The sequence below is a fragment of the Massilia luteola genome (assembly GCF_034420155.1).
In the GTDB taxonomy this organism is placed as follows: Bacteria; Pseudomonadota; Gammaproteobacteria; order Burkholderiales; family Burkholderiaceae_D; genus Telluria; species Telluria luteola.
Genome location: NZ_JAXOFN010000016.1, coordinates 135,315 through 153,392 on the forward strand (window position 1 = coordinate 135,315; position 18,078 = coordinate 153,392).

Consider the following 18,078-nt stretch of genomic DNA (forward strand, 5'->3'; position numbering starts at 1 on the left):
TAGTCGCAAGCGGTATGCGCCATCTCTTGTCCATGGCGCATACCGCCCCGTGTCGTGACGCGCCGCAGCCGTGTCAGCGGATTCCAGCCGATACCGACGCGGACGCAGACATCTGTTGCGGCCACCCACCTGCGAGTTCCTTGAACAAGGCCACCGCCGCGACCGCGCTGCGGGTCCGTCCTTCGGCAAACGCATCTTGCGCCCGCAACTGCTCGCGCTCGGCGTCGAGGACTTCGTAGACCCCGATGGTGCCGGCTCGCAGTTGCTCACGTGCGATCTGGACCGCATGGCTGCCCGCAGCCGCGGCTTGCTCGAGGTGCTCGTCCTCGCTGCGCGTGCGCGCATAGCGGATCAGGGCATTTTCGGTGTCCTCCAGCGCCAGCAGCACAGTCTGCTGGTATGCCGACAGCAGGCCGGCAGCGGCGGCGTCGCTCGCCGCGATACGTGCGCGCACACGACCGGCATCGAGAAACGACCAATCGACGTCCAGGCCGAGCAGACTGGTTTCCCGCTCCTTCGTGAACAGGTCGCCGGAACGGAAGGCGAACGTGCCGAGCATGCCCGAGAGTCTCACATGAGGAAACAGATCCGCGCTGGCGACGCCGATACGCGCGGTGGCCGCGTGCAGGCGCTGCTCCGCCGCCGCGATGTCCGGGCGGCGGCGCAGTACGATGGCGGGCGTTTCAGGATCGACCGCCGGGGGCAATGCAGGCAGCGCGGCGGGAACGTCGAGCTCGGCGATCAGGGCCTCGGGCGGACGGCCGGTCAATACCGCGAGACGGTGTTCGTCGACGGCAATGCGCGCCTCCAGCGCGAACACGCGCGACGTGGCCGACTCGAACTGCGCACGCGCACGCGCGACGTCGAAATCGGCGCTGCGGCCGGCCTCCATGCGCGCGCTGATGATACGCAATGTTTCACGTTGCTTGTCGATGCTCTCGCGCGCCACCCGCAGGCGCGCCTGCGTACCGCGCAAATCCATATAGGCGCTGGCGACCTGGCCCACGATGATCACCTGCAAGGCTTTCAGGTCCTCGGCGAGGGCAGCCGTTTCGGCGCGATGCGCCTCGACGTCGCGCCGCACTTTGCCGAACACGTCCAGCTCCCAGCCGGCATTGACGCTTGCGCTGTGGACGTCGTTGCTGCGCTGAAAACCGTACGCCTGGTCCACGCTCAGTTTTTGATGACCGGTATTGGCGTTCATCGTCACGGTGGGGTAATGATCGGACCTGGCTTCGCGCAAGAGCGCCGTTTCACTGTCATACCGGGCCAAGGCAACGCGCAGATCGTTGTTGGTAGACAGTGCGCGCTCGACCAGGCGGGTCAGTTGCGTATCGCGGAAAGCCTGCCAGAACTCGGCATTGGCCATCGGTGCAGCCTGGGTACCGTTGGCCTCGGCACGGGCAAAGTGTCCGATCGCCGGCGCCGCCGGCTGGTGATAATCCGGGCCGGCCGCGCAAGCGGCGAGGAGCACGACCGGCAGCGCCAGTACGCTTTGTGTCAGCTTATTCATGTTCCAATTCCTTCAAGACTCGTCCCGCCGCCACGATCGGCGCCGCGCCGGCCATCCTTGCGCCGAGCGTCCGCAGCGCAACATAAAACACCGGCGTCAGGAACAGGCCGAACAAGGTCACGCCCAACATGCCTGCAAAGACCGTCACCCCGGTGGCCTGACGCACCTCGCTGCCGGCGCCGTGGCCAAACAGCAGGGGCACCGACCCGGCGATGAAGGCGGCGGACGTCATGATGATCGGGCGCAGGCGCAGCCGGCAAGCCTCCAGCGCGGCCGCGACGATACCCTTGCCCTGGAGCTCCAGTTCGCGCGCGAATTCGACGATCAGGATGGCGTTCTTGCACGCCAACCCCATCAGTACGACCAGGCCAACCTGCACGAAGACATTGTTGTCGCCACCCGCCAACCGGACGCCGAGCAGTGCGGAACACATGCACACGGGGACCATCAGGATCACCGACAGCGGCAGCGTCCAGCTTTCATAGAGCGATGCCAGTACCAGGAAGGCCAGGATCACCGAGAGCGAAAACACGACGATGGCGGCATTGCTCTGGTTCATTTGCTGGTAGCTGATGTCGGTCCACTCCAACGTGATCCCCGGCGGCAATACCTTGTTGGCGATCTCGGTCAGCTTGGCGGTGGCCTGCACGGATGAAAACATCTTCGGGTCGGCATCCCCGATCAGGTCCGCCGCGGGATAGCCGTTGTAGCGCATCACCGGGTCGGGTCCGTAGGTCGGCACGACCGTCGCCATGGCGCCGATCGGCACCATCTCGCCCCGCGCATTGCGCGTGCGCAGGCTGGTGATGTCCGTCGCCCGCACGCGATGCGCCGAGTCGGCCTGGGCGATCACGCGGTAGACGCGACCGAACATATTGAAGTCGTTGATATAGGTCGAGCCGAGATAGGTCTGCATCGTCCCGAACAAGTCGGTCAGCGCAACGCCTTGTGCCTTGGCCTTGTCGCGATCGACCTTGACCTCGAATTGAGGAATGTTGGCCTGATAGGAACTGACCGGAAAGGTCATGCCGGGCGTTTGCGCCACCGCCGCCTGGAAGTCGGTCAGCGCCTTCTGCAATGCGCCGTAGCCCAGCCCCGCGCGGTCCTCCAGATACAGCGAATAGCCCGAGCCGTTGCCCAGCCCCTGGATCGGTGGCGGCAGCAAGGCGTAGGCGAATCCGCCCTTGATGGCGGAAAACTTTTCATTGAGTTCCGCATTGATCTCCACCGCGCTGCGGCTGCGCTGGTCGAACGGCTTCAGGATGACGTACGACGCGGTGAGGTTGGGCGTATTCACCGTCTGCAGGGCGTTGAGCCCGGCGTAGCCCGACACCATGTCGACACCCTCCACCTTGCGCGCGGCCTCGATCATCTTGCGCGTCACGTCTTCCGTACGCGTGAGCGAAGCGCCTTCGGGCAGCTTGGCGCCGGCGAACAGATAGAGCTTGTCCTGGGTGGGGATGAACCCGCCGGGTATGGCACGGAACAGGAACCCGGTGGCGATCAGCAGGCCGGCGTAGAGGACGAACACCTTGCCGCGATGGCCCAGGGCACGCGCCACGCCTTTTTGATAGCGGTCGGCGTCGCGCTGGAACATCCGGTTGAAGGGGCGGAACAACCATCCGCAGGTGCGGTCGATCAGGCGCGAGAGGGCGTCGCCCGGCGCATTGTGCGCCTTGAGGAGCTTGGCCGCGAGCGCCGGCGACAGGGTCAGGGAGTTGATCGCGGAAATCACGGTCGAAATGGCGATGGTGACGGCGAACTGCTTGTAGAACTGGCCGGTGACGCCGCCGAGGAACGCCATGGGCACGAACACGGCGCAGAGCACCAGCGCGATCGCGATGATCGGTCCCGACACCTCGCGCATCGCCTGGTGGGCCGCCGCGCGCGGACTCAGGCCTTGCGCGATGTTGCGTTCGACGTTTTCCACCACCACGATCGCATCGTCCACCACGATGCCGATCGCCAATACCAGGCCGAACAAGGTCAGCGTATTGATCGAGTAGCCGAGCAGATAGAGCACGCCGAACGTGCCCAGCACCGACACGGGCACCGAGACGAGCGGAATGATCGACGCCCGCCAGGTCTGCAGGAACAGGATCACCACCAGGACCACCAGCAACACCGCCTCGATCAGCGTGTGCTGGACGGCGCGGATCGATTCGCGCACGAAGACGGTCGGGTCCCAGATCACGTGATACGAGATACTGGGCGGAAAGTTGGCCGACAATGCATGCAGCCTGGCGTACACCGCGTCCGCGACCGACAACGCGTTGGCGCCCGGCGACAGGAAGATGCCGATCGTCGAGCCGTTCTCGGTGTTCTGGAAGACCCGCATCGTGTAGTCGCCGGCGCCGAGCGACACGCGCGCCACGTCGGACAGATGCACGATCTGCCCGTCCGCCCCGCTCTTCAGCACGATATTGCCGAACTCCTTTTCGCTGCGCAGCCGTCCGCGCACATTGATAGGAATCAGGAAATCGGTGCCCTTCGGCGCCGGTTCGGCACCCAGCTGGCCGGCCGACACCTGCACGTTCTGTTCGCGTACCGCGCCAATCACGTCGGAGGTCGTCAGGCCGTGCGAGGCAAGCTTGTCCGGATTGAGCCAGATGCGCATGGCGTAGTCGCCCGAACCTTGCAGGCCCGCATCGCCGACGCCCGGCAGGCGGGTCATTTCGTCCTTGATATGCAGGGTCAGGTAATTGCGCAGATACAGCGGGTCGTAGCGGTTGTCGGGCGAATAGAGGCTGACGTACATCAGCGGCGTGGGCGACTGCTTTTGCGTGGTGACACCGTACTGGCGCACCGCATCGGGCAGGCGCGTCAAGGCCTGGCTCACCCGATTCTGCACACGCACGGCCGCCGTATCGGGGTCGATGCCCGGCTGGAAGGTCACCACGACACGCAGCCCGCCATCGGAACTGGCGACCGACTTCATGTACATGATGCCTTCGACGCCGTTGATCGCCTCTTCCAGCGGCGTCGCCACGGACTCGGCGATCTCCCGTGGATTGGCGCCCGGATAGGCCGCCCGCACGACCACGCTGGGCGGCACCACGTCCGGGTACTCGGCGACCGGCAACGACGGGATGGCGATCGCGCCGGCGGCAAAGATAATGATCGACAGCACGATAGCGAAGATCGGCCGGTCGATGAAGAACTTGGAAAAATCCATTGAGCTGCCCTTCATTGTGCGTCCGCCAGCTGCGCCGCCGGCGCGCCCATGGCGACGACGGTCGGCTTGACCGGCGCGCCGGGATAGAAGACCCGCTGCAGGCCGTCGACGATGACGTAATCCTTGGCGCTCAGGCCCGACTCGACCACCCGCAGCCCATGGTTGACGGCGCCCAATGTCACCTCCCTGCGCTCGGCCTTGTCGCCCGCGCCGAGCACGTAGACATACTTGCGGTCCTGGTCGGTCATGACCGCCTTGTCGTCGATCAGGGCAGCTTCGGACGGCGCCAGTCCGGCGAACTGCACGTGCGCGTACAGGCCCGGGGTGAGCTGGTGGTCAGGGTTCTGCAAGACCGCGCGCATGTGGTTCGTACCGGTGGACGGATCGACGCGGTTGTCGAGAAACTTCAGGCGGCCCTCGTGCGGGAAGCCCTGCTCGTTGACCAGGCCGACCCGCACGGACAGCGCGTCTTTCGCGCCACGCCGCGCCTTGGCCTGGTAGCGCAGGTAATTCTCTTCGTCGGGATAGAAGTCCACGTAGACCGGGTCCTGCGACACCACGGTCGTGAGCACCGTCTGGTTGGCCATCGCCAGATTGCCGACCGTCAGCATGGCGTGGCTGACACGCCCCGTGACGGGTGCACGCACCTCGGAGAATTGCAGGTCGAGCTTCGCCGCCTCGACGGCGGCCTTGGCGGCGATGACGTCGGCCCGGCCCTGCTCGTACTCGGCCGTGGTGCGTTCGGCCTCTTCTTGAGAAGTGGCATTCTTCTTGAACAAGGCATTGCTGCGCTGCGCCTGCTTCTCCGCCAGCACCGCGCCGGCCTGCGCCCGTTCCAGGCGCGCGGCCGCGATGTCGAGTGCGGCGCGGTAGGGACGCGGATCGATGACGAACAGCAGGTCGCCCTTGCGCACCTCGCCGCCTTCGTCGAAGGCGATGCGCTCCACATAGCCGCTGACCCTGGGCCTGATCTCGACCGCATCGACAGCGCTGATGCGGCCGTTGAATTCATCCCACTGCTGTATCGGCCTGGACAAGACCTTCGCCACGCTGACCGCCGCCGCCGGTGCGGCGCCGCCGGCGGCCTTGTGCTCGCCGCAGCCGGCCAGCAAGCACAGCGCCGTCGATGCCAGCACGAGCTTGTACGGCATTTCCAATGGTTTCATGGACGCGCCTCCTGATGAGTACGATCGGTCATGACGCGTTCGCTTCCGCTTCTGCACTGTTGATGTCGTGCGCGCCGCCTGCCGCCGGAAAGCCGGCGCTCCGGGCATTCAGGGCGACCAGCAACGCCAAGGAGAGCAGGACCAGCAGCATCCACGGGAAATACAGCACATTGAAGCTGTTCAGCACGATGCCGCCGATGATGCCGCCGCCCGCAATCGCGATATTCCACACGGTCACGACGATGGATTGGGCGATGTCGGCCACGTTGCCGGCCGCCTTGGCCGACGCCGTCTGGAACAGTGTCGCGGTGCCGCCGTACGCCAGCCCCCAGAGTGCGATGCAGCCGTACACGACCATGGGATTTGCCGCCGCCCACAGGCCGAGCATCAACGCCGCCGCGGCGAACAACACCGTGCTGGCGATCACCAGCTCACGCAGCCAGCGGTCGATCAGTGCGCCGATGATCCAGATGCCGACGAGCGCGGCGATGCCGAACACGAACAGCACCATGTCGATCTTGTCCGCCATGCCGAGCGGGGACAGGAAAGGCACGATATAGGTGTACAGGATGTTATGCGCAAGAATATAGGACAGCGTAACGAACATCACGGGTTTGACGCCCGGCACGGCCATGACTTGCGTGAGCGGCACCCGGCGTCCGGCGGCCTGGCCCGGGAAGCGCGGGAGCGTGAAGACCATCCAGATCACCAGCAGCAAGGTCAGCACACTCATCATGCCGAACGTGTATTGCCAGCCGAGGACCTTGCCCAGGAAGGCGCCGGTCGGACTGCCGATGGTCAGCGCCAGCGGCGTACCGACCATCGCGATGGCAATGGCGCGTCCTTGCTGGTGCTGGGGCACCATGCGCGCGGCGTAGCCGACCACCAGCGACCACAGCAACCCGGCGAAGACGCCGGCAAAGAACCGCGCGACCAGGGTCACGTCGTAATTGGTCGAGAGCGCCGTCACCGTGTTGACGACGGCAAAGCCGCCGACGGCGATCAGCAGCAACGCTTTTCTTCCCCATGTCTGGGTCGCCACCGTCAATGGAATCGCCGCGACGATCGAGCCGATGGCGAAGATGCTCACCAGCTGCCCGACCAGCGGCTCGGACACGCCCAGGCTTGCGCCCATTTGCGGCAGCAAGGCCGACGGCAGGGTTTCGGTGAGGATCGTGATGAAGATCGATGTTGCCAATGCCAGGAGGCCGCTTAGCGGCAGTCCCGCCTTGTTCACCTTGCTATTCTCGCTTTTCATAAATGTCATCCATAGTGGTTGATGTCGCCTTGCTAATGCCAGCCAGCACAAGGTATATTGCAGCGGAGACGAAGAAAATAGCCGGAAACACAACCTATGCTTGCAGAAACGCATTTTCAGGTCAGCGCCAACGACTTGGAGATCGTTCTGGCGACGGTCAGGGCGAGAACCATGAGCGATGCCGGCAAGCGCCTGGGCATCGACGGCTCGACGGTATTCAGGGCCATCCAGCGGCTGGAAAAGGGATTGGGACAACAGTTGTTCGCGCGCTCGCGCAACGGCTCGCACCCCACCGAGCTGGCGCTGAAGCTGGCACGGCATGCGGAACGTATCGAGACGGAAATGGAAGCCGCGCGGACGGCGGTCCAGCAAAGCCAGGACGGACTGGTTTCAGGATTGGTCCGGCTGGCCACCACCGACACGGTCTTGCACGGCCTCGTGTTCCCCATGCTGGCGGACCTGGCCACGGCGCAGCCCCTGCTGCAATTCGAACTCACCACCGGCAACGATCTCACCAGCCTCGCCAAGCGCGACGCCGACATCGCCCTGCGGGTCACGCGGCGGCCGCCGCATTACCTCATCGGCAAGCATCTCGGCCAGATCCGCTTCGCCTTGTTCGGGCCCAGGGCCGGCAAGACGCCCGGTGTCGACACCTCCAATCTGGCGCTGTGCAACTGGGTGGCGCCGGACGATGCCCTGCCCGACCATTCATCCGTCGTGTGGCGCAGACGGGAGTACCCGTCGGTCATGCCGCGGCACAAGGTCAACAGTATCTTGTCCGTCACCACAGCCATCGCGTCCGGCCTCGGCATCGGGCTGATACCGTTGTTCCTGGCCCAGCATCGCGACGACCTGGTGCAATTGTCGGATCCGATCGACGAATGCGAAACGCAGCTCTGGTTGCTGACGCACGTGGAGTCGCGGCAAATACCCCGGGTGTCGACGGTCTATGGCTATCTGGCCGACCATTTGTCGTTGACGTAGACGGGCCCCCGCACCGACGGGGCGTCACGCCATCCGATGCCCGCGATCGCGTTTCTGGCCGACGATCACACGCACCGGCAACGCGTTTTCCGGCGGTGCAATCGGGCAGTTCGCATAAGGCGTGAAGGCACTGGGCGGCTTATGCGCCTGGTTGAGGTCGAGCACCAGATGCCGCCCTCCGGCAACGCGGTGCGCGGCGCAGCCTGGAGCGACCAATAGGCGCGTTTCGGCAAGCCCTTCCTGCCGAAGCGCACGATATGGCGGGGACGGACTTCGAACATGCCGCCATATATCGTCTGCCCCGGCGTATTGACCGTGTCGAAGATCTCGCGCAGTCCGTTCATGGAAAGACGCGCGCGTGGCGGGATGGGCCAGGATGGCCTCGGGTTCCGAACAGGATAGCCGTTTTGAGCACATCGACTTTCGTGCTCATGGTCGATTCGAACTCCACCCAACCGGTAATTCCGCACATATACTGACTTCCCCAATGTAAAAGGTGCGTTTCGACGCCGGCATGCCCATCGATACCTGCCGACTATTCGAATCCGTCGAACCGGATACCCAGGTTTTCCATACCGATATTGATTTCCGCGGATACGTGCTGCTCACCGACTTCGTTGATGAGTTCAATCAGGCTTTTCATGTCAAAGCTTTCGATTTGCGTAGCCTTCAGTGGATTGTGAATCGATTGAATATGATTGGCTGGCGACAGGTGCGGTTTATCGGCGGAATAGCCGGTCAGGTCATGCGCCGTACCCCGATTTCGAAATGGAAATCGTCATGTCATGTTGCGAAACCATTACGAACACGGTGGCGTTCAACTGGGCCCAGTCGTCTACGCTGACATTGGCCGTCGCTTGGTCGGAAGCTGCAGCCCGCGGATGGTCTCGATAATTTTATATTGAATATCAGAAACATCTCTTGAGACTGACGCAGTGCAGAATGCGGTCCGATGACGCTTGGTACACCAGGTCGATCAGTCTTCCCGAACCGTGGCACTTCGATAGTATTAGGAGGGATGGGGCCGCGCGGAAGGCGTCAGGAGCGAATAACATTTATTCAAGCCATGGACATAGCCGGGCGCGCGCATACGGTAATATTGAACGCTGATTGTCTTGACAGGAGTTGCCGTGGCCGTGCTTACCCGCACCCTCATCGGCGCGCTGATGTGCGCGCCAATATTCACAGTTCAGGCTGCGCCGGTGACTTACGAGATGGATTCCACCCACACGTTCGTCCTGCTCAGTCGCAGCAATTTCGGCTTTTCCAATCCGATCATTGTTGCCAATATCGACCAGGGAACCCTGGTATTCGATAATGACGATCCGTCGAAATCCTCGGTGCGCGTCACGCTGCCGGTGGCCAAGATCAATACCTTTGTTCCGCAGCTCGACAACGAATTCAGGAGCCCGATGTTCTTTGACGTCGCCAGGTTCCCGAACATCACCTTTCAGAGCACGCGCGTAAAAGCGGCCGGTAACGGCAAATACACGATTACCGGAAATCTGACGGCGCATGGCATCACCCGGCCGGTCGTGCTGCATGCGCGGCTGAACAAGGCTGGCGAGAATCCGATGACAAAGCGCCAGGCAATCGGCTTCGACGCCACCGGTATCGTGAAACGGTCGGAGTTCGGCCTAGGCTTCAACATTCCGAACGTGAGCGACGAGATCGCGCTGAAGCTGACCATGCAGGCCGATGCCATGAAGTGAATGTGGCGCTACCGAAGACGTCGGGCATGAAGCAACCCGCATTTCAAATGATACATAAAATAACTTTTTGGGATTTGTTATGACACCTGTGTTTTGCCCGGAGCTCGCCCATGTCTAATGCACCGCATCTCGGCGATCAGCCCGCGCTCGACGCCCTGCACCTGCCGGGCCGGGCCAGTCTCGGCCTGCTGCTCCCGGCCGACAACGACTGGGCGCGCTGGAGCGGCAGGGGCGTCTCGATGCCGAACCTGGCGCAGACCACCAGCCACGTGCGCCTGGCCGACGAAATCGGCTTCCGCGGCGCCTGGCTGCGCGACGTCCCGACCTTCGATCCGACCGACGGTGATCCGGGCCAGGTGTTCGATCCGTGGACCTATCTCGGCTACCTGGCCGCCGTGACGCGCCGCATCACCCTGGGCACCGCGGCCGTGGTCACCCCGCTCGACCACGACCTGCACCTCGCCAAGCGGGCCGCCAGCGTCGACGTGCTGTCGAACGGCCGTTTCGTGCTCGGCGTGGCGACCGGCGACCGTCCGCTCGAATATGGCGTATTCGGTACAGAGTATGCGAGTCGCGGCGAGCGCTTCCGCACCACGGTCGAGCGCCTGCCCGGCCTGTGGTCCGGCGAGGCGGCGGCACACCGGAGTTTCGGCGCGACCCCGTTCGAAATCGCGCCGCCGCCGGCGCAACGGCGCCTGCCGCAAGTGGTCGTGGGGCGCGCCCAGCAATCGCTTGAATGGATTGCCGCGCATGCCGACGGCTGGTTCAGCTACGCCGGCTCGATCGACCAGTTGACGACGCTGAGCCGGGACTGGGAAGCGGCCCAGCAAGAATGCGGCTGCGCCGGCAAGCCACTGATGATGGCGCTGCGCGTGATACTCGAAGGCGACCGCAACGCACCGTTGTCTTACTTCCCGATGGGCATACGCGCCGGCATCGGCGAACTGAAGCGCTATCTGGAACGGCTCTACGAGGCCGGCATCGCGCACGTGGCGCTGAATTTGCGGATGAGCGTGCGGCCGGTCGCCCAAGTGCTGAACGAGATCGGACGGGAGCCTGGGCTGCTGAACAACTAAGCGGCGACGGATGATTGGCCTGCCCAGCAGGAATCGAACCTGCGACCCTCAGCTTAGAAGGCTTGCAGCCTAGTCGTTTTACAGCGTCGTGACGCGTTGATCGAAATCGCATTATCGTTATAAATCAGTCGTTTATGAATGATCCCTCGTCAAGCAATGTTGATTGACGTAGACTCGCGTTTGTCGAATCTGCTTACTTATCGCTTACTAGGGACCAATCAACATGGCAAGCATCAACTTTACAGTCACCCGTGTTCAGGACTATCAATGTCCAGATGGCAAGGTGCAAGAGTTCTTATGGGACACTGGCTCCCACGGCCTAGGGCTCTGCGTTTCCAAGACCTCGCGGACGTACGTGTTCCAATCCCGTTTGGACGGGAAGTCGTTCCGGATGAAGATTGGCAAAACCACCTCGTGGCGGTTAGCCGATGCTCGCACCTACGCTAACGAGCTGCAAGTGATGGTCGATAAAGGCATAGACCCACGCCAAGTGAAGGAAAAACAGGTTGCCGCTGAAAAGGCGGAGCGAGTAGCACAGGAACGAGCAGCAGCCCGAGATACAGTTACTCTTGGCGACGTTTGGCCCGTGTATCTTGCTGCACGCAAGCCCAAGTGGAGTGACGGACACTACGCCAACCACGTCAACCTAGCCTCCGCTGGCGGCGAGCCGAAGAAGCGCGGCAAAGGCTTGACCGTAGCAGGCCCGTTAGCCTCGCTCCTACGCGCCCCTCTCGCCTCCCTGACTAGCGACACGATCGCCCAATGGCTTGATACCGAGTCAGAGAAACGAGCTACGAACGCCGCGCAAAGCTTTAGGATTTTGCGAGCCCTTGCCAATTGGGCCAAGGACACCCCGGCCTATCGTGATTTGATCCCGCCCGATGCCTTCACCTCTCGAAAGGTACAGGAGTCGATACCAAGAAGCGATGCAAAGGAAGGTGACAGCCTTGAACGTGACCAGCTCAAGCCGTGGTTTGCAGCCGTTCGACAGATGGAGAACGCCGTGTTCAGCGCCTACCTTCAAGGACTGCTATTAACAGGCGCTCGTCGCAACGAGCTTGCGGCCCTACATTGGGCAGACGTGGACTTCCAGAGGAACAAAATGGAAATACACGACAAGGTCGAAGGTACACGTACGATCCCGCTCACGCCGTACCTGTCCACTCTCTTGTCGGCCCTGCCACGCGAAAACGAATGGGTTTTCAGCAGCAAGACCTCTGCATCAGGACGTATCGTTGCCCCGACAAAGGCGCATCAAAGAGCGCTCCGCACCGCAGGACTCGCACATGTCTCAATCCACGGCCTTCGCCGCAGCTTCATCACTCTAGCCGACTGGCTGAACCCGCCATCTGGCCTTGTGGCTCAGATCGTAGGCCACAAACCTAGCGCAGTCGCGGAGAAGTTCTACAAACGGCGTTCAATCGACTTCCTCCGAGAGTGGCACGTTAAAATCGAGGCTTGGATGTTGACTGAAGCGGGAATCGAGTGGAACAAATCAAACTGATCGCACTACGGGATTTTGCCATTCAGCACCTTCCACGTGCCCGGAGCGTCCCTGACAGCCAGCCCCATGAACAGTACCAGCGCACGTTATACGGCATAGCTGCGCTTGTCCGTCCCACGGCTTCAGCAATCGAGCAGGTTGCAGCCCACTTGTTGCAAACGGCTCTGATCTTGACAATGAGACTAGATGACAACATCGAGTTCACACCGTTCCAGCGTCAGCAGGCCGAGCGTCAAACCGTAATAGCTGCAAACGAGCTTTGCACGCTGACCGGCATCACAATTCCTTGGCTGGCTGACGTTTTCGTCAAGACGGAACCGATGCTAACACCTGAACCAGAGAAAGTGGTTGCTACGCCTACAACAACTTTTGAACGCCCGTTGTTGCAACCCGGTCCACTCCAAACCACGAAAGACGCCGCTCGCTACCTCAACGTGGCCGAGCAAACAATGCGGTTATGGGCCAGTAAAGATGATGGCCCCATACGCCCAGTAAAAAGAGGCAAATACCTGGGCTGGCCCACCGATGAACTTATTCGCCTTGGACAATCGGGGTGGAAGCCTCGCGGAAGCAAGTAACAACAGATGCCGACAGACCACGCTACCCCGACAGCCCCGATTTCGACCTCTCCGGAAAGGGCTGAAATGCTTAGCCCGGACACTTTCGTCAACCCTTCTTATTGCGTAAAAAAATAGGCAGTAACTCGGCCTGAGTTGCGACGAAACGCCCTCTGACAGCACGAGAGAATTACCACGTTGGCGATAGGGTTTTTGACCCGGCCTCATAGGGCAAGTGACGCGAAAGTACCGGCATCGGTGGATGGGAAGTTGCTGTTTTGGCAGACCGAAACTTCCCCCGGTAGGCGATGATGATTTGCCGGGGTAGTGTTGATAGAAAGAAAGAGGGACGCTGCGTCACCTTCTATCTGGGAATGCCGAGTGCTACGATGCGGGAAGTTGACGGGCAACACCTTGGAGCTAGTAAATCAAAATTTATCGAGATGTCAAGGGGTTTGTGCGCAAAAGTTGACAAAGTGTTGTGCGTAGTGTACACTGTAGGGTATATGTGACCTGTGTTCAACAGCAACAGACCACATCGTTCCCCGGTCCACCTTCGGACCAATCCCATACACAAGTTTTGAAATCCTCAACAGGAAGGAGCGCTATACCTATGCCTAATCAAGCAACACCCCCGGCGTTCGGGAAACCGCTACGCAGCCCGGACTTCTACATCCACGTCGATGACATCGTCCGGGCCTTAAGGCCGATGAGCACCCTGCGTCGCATTGCTGAGCACCTTAACGGGCTCGGCATCACGACAGCATCCGGGTTAACGTGGAACAGAGAACGTGTCAGTCAATACATTCGCCATCGTGGCATCAAATCGTCAACTCAGTGAAAGGAACACTTATGACAAACGCAACACCGAAGAAGCCCGTATCAATTCAGCTCATCGGCCCAGCCTTCCCGATCTGGGACGAACTGGCCGTCCACCTGCGAAACGGCTATGTGATTCAGCCCGATCTAGGAATTGAACTGGGACATAACGGTAACGCAATCGTCAATCTCATCCTCGGGAACCCGTCCACCGCCGCTATCGAGCGTGCGAACGGCTCTAACGAACTAGCCCAGCAACAGGAACAGGCAGCGTTCGACCGGGCGGTAAAGGAAGAGGCAAAGCGACTGGCAGAACAGGCCGCACGTGACGCACTGGAACAGAGGATTGCGGCAATCAAGGCCGATCAGGCGAAGGCAATCCGCGAACTGGAACGTGCCACAGCCGCCGAAATCGCGAAGCTTCAGTAACACCCATCCCACGCCGTCCGGTCTGGGACGCGCATCTGCCAACTCTGGCATTGAAATAACAATCTGAGCCGTAGGTCGATCAATCTTACGCCGCTATCACGGTGCGGGATTCGCTCGTCCCTACGATTCGCAAATTAAGGAAATGACAATGATTATTCAAAACAGGAAATCGACACATAAACACGTGCCGGGTACAAGCCGTTATGAATGGGTAACGCCAGAGGGCGGCACCCTGCAATATCGAAATGTCCATCTTCGCCCGTTCGTGTGGGAACTCCTTGCGGACCTAGCTCGTGCACAGGGCATCAGCGGTTCCAACGTGATTGAACAGCTTATCACGAGTGCAGCAGGATATCGCCAAGCCGATAAACGTCAAGCTTAAAAACGACGTATTAGCCGAAATTTCAAATTGCCGTAACCCTTTGATTTTAAAGCGGTTATTTGAAATAATCGGCTACTACGCCCCTATGGTCAGGTAAGTAAGGAGTAATACATTGAATGTACCACTAGACGAAGTCAGAGATATTCAATGAACACCCTTACGCATACATCAAGACATTCACAAAGACATAGCCCCCCCTTCCCATTGATTGGGAGGGAGGCAAATAAACAATTGAAAGACATTGTGATGAAACAGAAACAAACTAACGCAATCCTCAATGCCAATGGCGGACTACATAGCCGACGAGCATTGAAGAAAGTCGAGGATCGACTACGCAACCATGGAATGAAGCGTCCAATCCTCGTCCAATTCGTCCTGACAGGCTACCAGACGATCAGAGAGTACCAATCAGCCATCAAGGCTATCGCTGGCGCTATCCGCTACTACGGTAACGAACTGGAATACTTCGGATGCTACGAAAACGACGCACAGAAGGGCTACCACGCTCACCTGTACCTGTTGATCGAAACTGATAAACAGTTCCCGTGGACGGTACTTGATGTGCGAGAGGGTAAATGGCTGGACAAGTTCGCGAAGAAACGCGGCATGAACCCGATCCACGTGGCCCAGCCACAGAGCCCGATTCATTCCGTTGACGGGCAGAAGCAATTCTTCGCTCGTCCGACTCCTGGCCCCAAGCTGGACGATTGCCTACAGCGTATCAGCTACCTGTACAAGAACCGAAGCAAGGACGGCGTGGAAGCTCGTGAGACCTACTTCAATTCTGAATTCGCCGCCAACGCTGTGAAACGGTCCGCCAAGAAACGGAAGCTTCCCGATTCCCCTGCTGCTTCTCCAGCAGCCCTACAACCTAACGAAAGTGAACAACATGAAGCGCGAACTACAGAAGCACCAGAAGCAAACTCCATCGGCCTCCCAGCCGATCAAGAAGGCGCCGACAGCACAAGCAGCCCGTGCATGGTGGGCACCGGACAACGTACCGGCTCCAGCCAAGAAGGCCGTAGCGACGAAGCCAACAGCGCCAGCCCTCAACGCCACAGTGGTGAAGGAACTACAACGCATCGCGAAGGAATCGAAATGACGCTGACCACTGCGCAAAAGTTCGTGGGTATGCTCTACGAACGGTGCGTAGACCAAGGGCTTGATGTCGATGAGGTTCGCCGGTATCTCCTTGAACACGGTGTTGTACGTACACCGGGACAAGTGGCCTACGAACTCCAGCACGTCTACGAGTTCCACAGGTACGTCGATACGCACCCAGCCAAGTCACGGATGAGCGTTCGCGACTGGGACAGGGCCATCGATAAGGGCGCAACCTTGTCATATCCCTGACGTGACATCAAGGCGATGGTTGCGGCAAGATGCGACTGAAATTGTAGTTATACTGCAAGCGCCCATCCGAAATACAATAAACGTAATGGTCAAGGGCCACACATACGGGAAACGATAGCAGCACAATCGCTTTTTGTTTGGCCGACGTAAATTGCAATACATACGGCTGCTCGTCGTTGCATCGCAAGCCCTCGTAAATAGAATAAACAGCCGTCCACAGGGATTGCAATTGTGGGATTTCCAGATTCATCGCCCGACATAGCGGTTTCAGGTCATCACCGGAAAGCTGTTCAATCGATGCGAACGCGAACGACGATATCAAGATGTCACGCGGTGTACTTCCGTTAGATGTTGGTTTGTCCAAAATCTCTTCAAGGCGCGTTACGTAGAAGCCTACGTCTTCCCTCGCGTTTTGCACATACGCTTGATCGTAAGCGTGTTTGTTGGACTCGGCTTGCATGCGTGCCTGAACCATTACGACGCCGAATGCAAGCCACGCAAGTATAGGACCATAAAGTCCGGACATCGCCGAACCCATCTCTCCCCATCGAGCATGGTCGCTTGTAATGTGAAAACCAAATTTGCTGATGTAAACAGCAATTGGGGCTATCAATATCGCAGAGATGAAACAGTGCGCAAATACCTTTGCTACTGTCGGGGTCCAGATTTTCTTCAGGCTCACAGCGTACGACCATAAAGTAGTTGAACATCAACATTACCTCATGACGCGTCATATGCACAACAGCAGTAGAGCGGCAGCGACGGTTGCTTGTGGAACCAGCAAGGCCATTGTGGCTTGTGTCGAAACGAATCTATGGCTGCATGCCCAGCTTTATGTCTCTTTATCCGAGTGCTCGGAGTTAGCGCCCTGAAGGTCAGAAACCTGCCTGAACGCTGTCAACTCGGACACATCCACTCCGAGAGCATCAGCGAATCGGCAGATGTTGACCAATGAGATGTTACGCAGACCTCGCTCTACGTCCCCGACATAGCTCCTTGCTAACCCGCTCTCTAGTGCGAGCCGCTCCTGCGACCAGAGACGATCCCGCCGCACCCGGACAAGGTTCTTGCCAAACAGCTTGCACAGTTCGATTTCGTAGTCGGTCCGCATGCCGACATGCTATGAATCTGGCCTGTTTGTATCGACCCTGTTTGAGTGTCAATTTCTTACAACTCTGATAAAATTGTCTACAGTCAATGTTGACGACTTCGGAGAAAGTGCGATGAAAAAAGTAGTAGGGTTGGGGATGGCGGTACTGTTGACTGGGTTCACTAGTGCGGCCACTGCCCAGAAATTCAGTTGTGAACAGATTGCGGATGCGTCCGTCCGTGCCGCATGTATGGCAGACCGAAACGATAGCAGTGTGCAGGGACAGCAAAACACCCAGCCGCAGCAACCGGACGAGAAAGGAGCGTTTATCGCTGAAGCAAAGCGGCGGCTGTTAGATCGCCTTAATGACCCAAGCTCAGCGCAGTTTACGCAGTCGGTCTACGTGTACAACAAGACCCTGAACGCACGACTCCTTTGCGGCAAGCTGAACGCCAAAAACAGGCTGGGCGGTTACGTCGGTGCCAAGATGTACTGGGCAAAGCAAGATTTGAATGCTGCCAGCGGCAAGGGGTGGGATACGTTTATCTCTGGGGCAGAACCAGCACACAAGATATTGGATAAAGCTAACGTATGGTCAGAATGTGTTACGGCCGGAGGCGATCCGGTCGAATAACGGTCAGCATGTGGATATCTGCTTGCACACCATAAATGTAGACCCGGCCCTTTGTTGATCGACGGGCCGGGAAGCAGAGTAATTTGGTTTGCCGAGGGTGTAAATAATATTGTGTAAACGGTCATTTGGCAGGACACTGCCGCCACTAGGAGAAACAATGACCGTTGTAAAGCGTAACAAGCGTGCCAAGCCCGATCCGGAACTGCTCAAACTGGCCGACAGCCTGCTGGCGAACTATCAGAAGCCGGAGGACCTGATTGGCGAAAATGGCCTGCTCAAGCAGCTCACCAAGATGCTGGTCGAGCGCGCGCTGGAAGTCGAGATGACCGATCACCTGGGCCACGACAAAAGCGGCGAGGTGACCAACAGCACCGCCAACACCCGTAACGGCCATAGCACCAAGACGCTCAAGGGCGATTTCGGCGC

At 59.7% G+C, this 18,078-nt stretch carries 18 protein-coding genes; 11 read left to right on the top strand and 7 right to left on the bottom strand.

The window, feature by feature from the left end; genetic code table 11:
• Positions 1-73 precede the first annotated feature (73 nt).
• Genes U9J41_RS17300 through U9J41_RS17315 form a run of 4 tightly spaced genes read right to left on the bottom strand, consistent with a single transcriptional unit; the run spans position 74 to position 7,112 of the window.
• Positions 74-1,513: an efflux transporter outer membrane subunit gene (locus U9J41_RS17300; protein ID WP_322403413.1), complete on the bottom strand. Its 1,440-nt coding sequence runs from the start codon at positions 1,511-1,513 to the stop codon at positions 74-76.
• Positions 1,506-4,688 (bottom strand): efflux RND transporter permease subunit, encoded by a 3,183-nt coding sequence (locus U9J41_RS17305; protein ID WP_322403431.1) that lies wholly within the window; start codon positions 4,686-4,688, stop codon positions 1,506-1,508. The genes U9J41_RS17300 and U9J41_RS17305 overlap by 8 nt, the downstream gene beginning before the upstream one ends.
• Positions 4,689-4,699: 11 nt before the next feature.
• Positions 4,700-5,854, bottom strand: a complete 1,155-nt coding sequence (locus tag U9J41_RS17310; RefSeq protein ID WP_322403414.1) for an efflux RND transporter periplasmic adaptor subunit — start codon at positions 5,852-5,854, stop codon at positions 4,700-4,702.
• A 28-nt stretch (positions 5,855-5,882) separates the two neighbouring features.
• Positions 5,883-7,112: an MFS transporter gene (locus U9J41_RS17315; protein WP_322403415.1), complete on the bottom strand. Its 1,230-nt coding sequence runs from the start codon at positions 7,110-7,112 to the stop codon at positions 5,883-5,885.
• Positions 7,113-7,208: 96 nt separating this feature from the next.
• On the opposite strand from U9J41_RS17315, the gene U9J41_RS17320 reads away from it, so the two are divergent.
• Positions 7,209-8,096 (top strand): LysR family transcriptional regulator, encoded by an 888-nt coding sequence (locus U9J41_RS17320; RefSeq protein ID WP_322403416.1) that lies wholly within the window; start codon positions 7,209-7,211, stop codon positions 8,094-8,096.
• A 24-nt stretch (positions 8,097-8,120) separates the two neighbouring features.
• On the opposite strand, the gene U9J41_RS17325 is transcribed toward U9J41_RS17320, so the two are convergent.
• Positions 8,121-8,513 (bottom strand): DUF1684 domain-containing protein, encoded by a 393-nt coding sequence (locus U9J41_RS17325; protein WP_322403417.1) that lies wholly within the window; start codon positions 8,511-8,513, stop codon positions 8,121-8,123.
• A gap of 97 nt (positions 8,514-8,610) precedes the next feature.
• On the opposite strand from U9J41_RS17325, the gene U9J41_RS17330 reads away from it, so the two are divergent.
• From U9J41_RS17330 to U9J41_RS17365, 8 genes are all read left to right on the top strand, one after another.
• Positions 8,611-8,940 carry a hypothetical protein gene (locus U9J41_RS17330; RefSeq protein WP_322403418.1) on the top strand — a complete coding sequence of 110 codons (330 nt, stop codon included), beginning with the start codon at positions 8,611-8,613 and terminating at the stop codon, positions 8,938-8,940.
• Positions 8,941-9,226: 286 nt separating this feature from the next.
• Entirely contained in the window at positions 9,227-9,808 is a 582-nt protein-coding gene (locus U9J41_RS17335; protein ID WP_322403419.1) for a YceI family protein, read from the top strand.
• A 110-nt stretch (positions 9,809-9,918) separates the two neighbouring features.
• A complete protein-coding gene (locus U9J41_RS17340; RefSeq protein ID WP_322403420.1) occupies positions 9,919-10,884 on the top strand; it encodes an LLM class flavin-dependent oxidoreductase in 966 nt (321 codons plus the stop codon).
• 223 nt (positions 10,885-11,107) lie between these two features.
• Positions 11,108-12,388: a tyrosine-type recombinase/integrase gene (locus tag U9J41_RS17345; protein ID WP_322403421.1), complete on the top strand. Its 1,281-nt coding sequence runs from the start codon at positions 11,108-11,110 to the stop codon at positions 12,386-12,388.
• Positions 12,370-12,966: a helix-turn-helix domain-containing protein gene (locus U9J41_RS17350; protein WP_322403422.1), complete on the top strand. Its 597-nt coding sequence runs from the start codon at positions 12,370-12,372 to the stop codon at positions 12,964-12,966. Before U9J41_RS17345 ends, U9J41_RS17350 begins: the two co-directional genes overlap by 19 nt.
• A gap of 831 nt (positions 12,967-13,797) precedes the next feature.
• Complete coding sequence (locus tag U9J41_RS17355) at positions 13,798-14,193, top strand: hypothetical protein (protein ID WP_322403423.1); 396 nt, start codon at positions 13,798-13,800, stop codon at positions 14,191-14,193.
• Between the two features lie 148 nt (positions 14,194-14,341).
• Positions 14,342-14,575, top strand: a complete 234-nt coding sequence (locus U9J41_RS17360) for a hypothetical protein (protein WP_322403424.1) — start codon at positions 14,342-14,344, stop codon at positions 14,573-14,575.
• Positions 14,576-14,821: 246 nt separating this feature from the next.
• Positions 14,822-15,928, top strand: coding sequence for a hypothetical protein (locus U9J41_RS17365; protein ID WP_322403425.1), 1,107 nt, complete (start codon positions 14,822-14,824; stop codon positions 15,926-15,928).
• Positions 15,929-15,935: 7 nt separating this feature from the next.
• On the opposite strand, the gene U9J41_RS17370 is transcribed toward U9J41_RS17365, so the two are convergent.
• Together U9J41_RS17370 and U9J41_RS17375 are read right to left on the bottom strand one after the other, a co-directional pair.
• Positions 15,936-16,610, bottom strand: a complete 675-nt coding sequence (locus U9J41_RS17370) for a hypothetical protein (RefSeq protein ID WP_322403426.1) — start codon at positions 16,608-16,610, stop codon at positions 15,936-15,938.
• Positions 16,611-16,760: 150 nt separating this feature from the next.
• The gene (locus tag U9J41_RS17375; protein WP_322403427.1) at positions 16,761-17,039 is read right to left on the bottom strand and encodes a helix-turn-helix domain-containing protein; all 279 of its coding nucleotides are present in this window, start codon (positions 17,037-17,039) and stop codon (positions 16,761-16,763) included.
• A 112-nt stretch (positions 17,040-17,151) separates the two neighbouring features.
• On the opposite strand from U9J41_RS17375, the gene U9J41_RS17380 reads away from it, so the two are divergent.
• On the top strand, positions 17,152-17,652 hold the full coding sequence (locus U9J41_RS17380; RefSeq protein WP_322403428.1) for a hypothetical protein: 501 nt from the start codon (positions 17,152-17,154) through the stop codon (positions 17,650-17,652).
• A gap of 157 nt (positions 17,653-17,809) precedes the next feature.
• A partial coding sequence (locus tag U9J41_RS17385) for a transposase (protein WP_322400125.1) occupies positions 17,810-18,078 on the top strand: 269 nt, incomplete at its 3' end.